General features: G+C 74.3%; 5 protein-coding genes. 4 read left to right on the plus strand and 1 reads right to left on the minus strand.

Features of this window, described 5'->3' with window-relative positions; all coding sequences use genetic code 11:
- Positions 1-1,471 (plus strand): alpha/beta fold hydrolase (locus SSBG_RS35330; protein ID WP_158677729.1); only part of this gene is annotated, 1,471 nt, incomplete at its 5' end.
- Positions 1,468-2,214 carry a class I SAM-dependent methyltransferase gene (locus SSBG_RS30085; protein WP_050776693.1) on the plus strand — a complete coding sequence of 249 codons (747 nt, stop codon included), beginning with the start codon at positions 1,468-1,470 and terminating at the stop codon, positions 2,212-2,214. The genes SSBG_RS35330 and SSBG_RS30085, both read left to right, overlap by 4 nt.
- Before the next feature lie 65 nt (positions 2,215-2,279).
- On the opposite strand, the gene SSBG_RS01155 is transcribed toward SSBG_RS30085, so the two are convergent.
- Positions 2,280-2,996: a PIG-L deacetylase family protein gene (locus SSBG_RS01155; RefSeq protein ID WP_008744403.1), complete on the minus strand. Its 717-nt coding sequence runs from the start codon at positions 2,994-2,996 to the stop codon at positions 2,280-2,282.
- A gap of 168 nt (positions 2,997-3,164) precedes the next feature.
- Here SSBG_RS01155 and SSBG_RS30090 point away from each other — a divergent pair, with 168 nt between their 5' ends.
- Together SSBG_RS30090 and SSBG_RS01165 are read left to right on the plus strand one after the other, a co-directional pair.
- The gene (locus SSBG_RS30090; protein WP_008744404.1) at positions 3,165-3,572 is read left to right on the plus strand and encodes a DUF3224 domain-containing protein; all 408 of its coding nucleotides are present in this window, start codon (positions 3,165-3,167) and stop codon (positions 3,570-3,572) included.
- Positions 3,573-3,686: 114 nt separating this feature from the next.
- Complete coding sequence (locus SSBG_RS01165; RefSeq protein WP_008744405.1) at positions 3,687-4,052, plus strand: VOC family protein; 366 nt, start codon at positions 3,687-3,689, stop codon at positions 4,050-4,052.
- The last annotated feature ends 36 nt before the right edge of the window (positions 4,053-4,088 follow it).

Genomic DNA, 4,088 nt, shown 5'->3' on the forward strand with positions numbered 1-4,088 from the left:
CCCGGCCCTGGGCGAGTGCCCGCCGGGCGCGCACCGGCTGCTGCGGGCGCTGCACTCGGTACGGACCGAGATCGAGGACCGGGTGCCCGACTGGTTCGAGCGCAATCCGCTGCGCGTGGCCGGGACGGCGGGCGCCGGCCTGACACTGCTGAGCGCGGAGCGGGCCGCCGGCGAACTCTGGCGGGCCGGTGCGCCGGACGGGCAGGACGGCTTCGCCGCGGTGGCCCGGCCCGCCCCCGTCCCGCTGGCCGAGATCCTCGCCCGGGCCGGAGCGGTGCACGGGATCGATGTCCGTCCCGTGGCCGGGGACACGCCCCTCACGGCCGCCGACCGCCTCCTTGACCTGCGGCTGGCCGACGTACGCCGCCACGCGGTACGCCTGCCGGACGCGACCCCCGCCTCCCCGGCCGACCCCGCCCAGGCGTCTCCTGCCGCCCCACCCGCTCCCGCCCCGGCGCCGGGCCCCCCGCCCCTCTCCCCCGCCGCCCAGTGGGAGCTGTTCGGCGCGATCCGGGCCTGCCGGAGAGCACCGGGCGGGGGACGGGACCCGGGCCTGCGGCGGCGTGTCGTGGAGGTCGCCGGACGGCCGCTCGTGCTCTTCGAGGGCGGGTCCGGGGCGGGACCGCCGCTGCTGGTGCTGAACGCGCTCGGGCAGGGGCCCGGCTTCCTGAGCCGGCTGTGCGCCGAGCTGACCCCGTACCACCGGGTCGTCACCTGGCAGGTGCGCGGCACCGAGCGGGAGGACCCGGACTGGGGGACCCGCCGCCAGCTCGACGACATCGAGGCCGTGCTGGAGGCGGCCGGGACCGAGCGGGCCCATCTGCTCGGCTGGTGCACCGGCGCCAAGATCGCCACGGCCTTCCAGCGGCGCCGCCCCGGGGCCGTCGCCTCGCTCGTCTTCCTGAACGCGACGTTCCGGCAGAACGACCGCTGGGACGGCATGGACACCAAGTACGAGTCCGACCTCGCCGCCGTGTGCCGCGCGCTGGACCGCAGACCCGAGAAGGCCGCCCGGATGCTCGGGCTGCTGGCCCCCGGGGCGGTGGGCGCCAAGGGCGGCCACCACGACCGGGACGCGGGGGTGCTCGGGGTGCTCAGCCGGGCGCTCACCGAGGAGGTGCGGCGGCCCTTCACGGATGCCGGGGTACTCGTGCGGTACGCCAGGCAGCTCGTGGACCTGTGGCGGCTGGACTCGGCGGCGCAGGCGGCGGACGTGGCCGTGCCGACACTGTTCGTCTGCTCGGAGTTCGACGGCATCTCCTCCCCCGCCCGGGCCCGCGAGGCCGCCCGGTGCTTCCCGCACGCGCGCTACGCGGAACTGGCCGTGGCCGGTCATTACGCGCCCCACGACCGCCCCGCCCTGGTGGCGGAGCTGATCACCGAGTTCGTCCGCGCGCCGCGGGAGATCACCGATCTCGTGCGGGACGCGGAGATCACCTGGCACATCGACACGGAAGGAACTGCACGGTGACCGAGGCCAAGAGCTTCGACCGGGTCGCGGACGACTACGACCGGATGCGGGGCGGGATGGAACGCGGCAGGCAGGCCGCGGCACAACTGGCCGGGGACCTGGCCGCCGGCCCGGTGCTGGAGGTGGGCGTCGGCACGGGCATCGTGGCGGCGGGCCTCGCCGAGCTGGGGCACGAGGTGCACGGCGTGGACGTGTCACCCCCGATGCTGGCGCGGGCCGCGAAACGGCTCGCGGGGCGCGTCTGCGTCGGGGACGCGCGGGCGTTGCCGTTCGCCGACCGCAGCTTCGGCAATCTGGTGTTCACGCACGCCCTGCACCTGGTCGGGGACATGCCCCGGGCGCTGCGCGAGGCGGCGCGCGTGCTGCGGCCCGGGGGCAGGCTGCTCGCGGTGCACGGGGCGCCCGCCGCCGATCCGGACGAGATGGTCGCCGTGCTCGACCGGCTCGCCGTGTTGCAGCCGCCGCGCCCCGACACGCCCGAAGGGCTGGACGCCGCGGCGCGGGACGCGGGGCTGGAGCGGCTGCGGCACGAGTTCGCCCCGGACTACGAGCGGGCCACGAGCCCCCGGCAGCTCCTGGAGAGCCTGGAGCGCCGCTTGCCGCCGTACCTGTGGGACGTGGACGACGAGGTGTGGGCGCGGGTGGTCGAGCCGGCGCTGGCCGCCCTGCGCGAGCTGCCGGGCCAGGACGTGCCCCGGACGCAGCAGTGGCGCGTGCACCGGAGCGTCTACGTCAGGAGCTGAGCGGCGCCCCGCACACGGGTCGGGGGCGTGGGGGCGGGCCCCCCGCCCCCGGCCCGTGCAGCGGATCAGCGCGGTATGAGTTCGAACGCGATCGCGGGGCGGCCGCCGAAGCGCGCCCCCATCGCCTGGGCCAGGCCGAGGAGCGGGGCGCGGACGTCGGTGACGGGCGGGTTCATGGCCGCCAGGTAGCTGGCGTGGGCCTCCAGCGAGGCCACCGCCTGGTCGATGTGGTCGGTGACGTCCACGGCGTGGGTGGGCCGGGGCGAGTTGGAGATGGCCACGTGGCGGACGCCCTGCCAGGGGGCGGGCCCCTCCTCGGGGAAGATCCAGCGGTTGGCGGCGTCGCCGACCGCGTCGAGGAGGGCACGGCCGGTGTTGCGGTGGTCCGGGGAGTTCCAGCGTCCCGTGGAGGTGTGGTCGTGGTGGCAGAAGCCGAGCACGAGTTCGGGGCGGTGGCGGCGGATCGCGGCGGCGAACTCGCGGCGCAGACCGGCCGAGTACTCGATACGGCCGTCGGGGTGGTCGAGGAATTCCACGCCGGCCGCTCCCACGACCGCCGCGCTGGCCCGCTGCTCCGCCTCACGGACCTCGGCGGCCTTCCCGGGCTCCATCGTGTCGATGCCCGCCTCGCCCCGGCTGGCCACCAGGTAGGTGACCGACTTCCCGGCCGCGGTCCAGCGCGCCACCGCGCCCGCGGCACCGAATTCCATGTCGTCGGGATGCGCCACCACGGCCAGGGCGCGGGTCCAGTCCTCGGGCATTTCCTGGAATTCATCGCTCATGGCCCGAAGATAACAGCGGGCTTTATCCTCCCGGTACCCCGGAAACGCTTTTCGCTGTTTCGCTCAAAAGTGAGCAGAGCCCGCGGAGCGAAAGCCGGAGAATCCGGCTGATCCCGTCGGCAGTCCGGCCACCGCTTCACCGGGGTACCGCGAACGAGAGGACAGCACATGCAGGCGCAGTCGACCAGCACCATGACCTGGGACCCCTGGCAGCCGGTTCCCTACGAGCAGACGGAAGGGGCTCCGATGCTGCTGCACGGCGAGGTGGCCAACCACTACCGGGGCTCGATCGAGGGCGAGGGCGTCCAGCAGGTCCTCATCGCCCTGTCCCCCGGCGGCGAGAGCGTGTTCACGGCGCTGGAGCGGGTGACGGGCCGGATCGGCGACCGCTCCGGCAGCTTCGTCCTGCGGATCACGGGCACGACCGGCGGTGGCGCGGCCAAGGCCGCGCTGGAGGTGCTGGAGGGCTCGGGAACGGACGGCCTGAGCGGACTGCACGGGACGGGCACCTACTTCTGCGACAACCCGGGCCCCGACGGTCACGCGACGCTGACGCTGGACCATTCCTTCGAGTAGTCCCGGCGATCCGCGTGTGCCCGGAGCGGTCAGGGCCTAGGCTCGCGAACGCCGGAGACGCACGCGGAAGTTGCGCTCCGTGACGGAGTATCGTCCCGAGGAAGGAAACTTTTCATGTCCCCCATTGGGCAGCTGGCAGCGGTCACCCTCGACGCGCAGGACCCGAAGGCCCTGGCGGAGTTCTACAACGCCGTCACCGGCTGGCAGACGCTCTTCGCGAGCGAGGACTTCGCCTACATCGGTACGCCGGACGGGTCCAGCCGCATCGGTTTCCAGCGGGTCGAGAGCCTCAAGCAGCCCTCGTGGCCGGGTGACGACAAGCAGATGCACCTCGACTTCAGCGTCAGCGACCTGGGCGAGGCGGTGGAGCGGCTGACCTCGCTCGGTGCCACCAAGCCGGAGCACCAGCCGGGCGGCGAGAAGTGGGTCGTCCTGATCGACCCGGCCGGTCACCCGTTCTGTGTGACCACCATGGCCTGACACCGGTTCCGCCGGACACAGCGCGAGGGGGCCGCG

It is taken from the genome of Streptomyces sp. SPB074 (assembly GCF_000154905.1).
In the GTDB taxonomy this organism is placed as follows: Bacteria; Actinomycetota; Actinomycetes; order Streptomycetales; family Streptomycetaceae; genus Streptomyces.

Bases quoted from the DNA above. Each gene is read 5' to 3' on its own strand.
- SSBG_RS01155 (WP_008744403.1), bottom strand. From the start codon at position 2,996: ATGAGCGATGAATTCCAGGAAATGCCCGAGGACTGGACCCGCGCCCTG.
- SSBG_RS30090 (WP_008744404.1), top strand. From the start codon at position 3,165: ATGCAGGCGCAGTCGACCAGCACCATGACCTGGGACCCCTGGCAGCCG.
- SSBG_RS01165 (WP_008744405.1), top strand. From the start codon at position 3,687: ATGTCCCCCATTGGGCAGCTGGCAGCGGTCACCCTCGACGCGCAGGAC.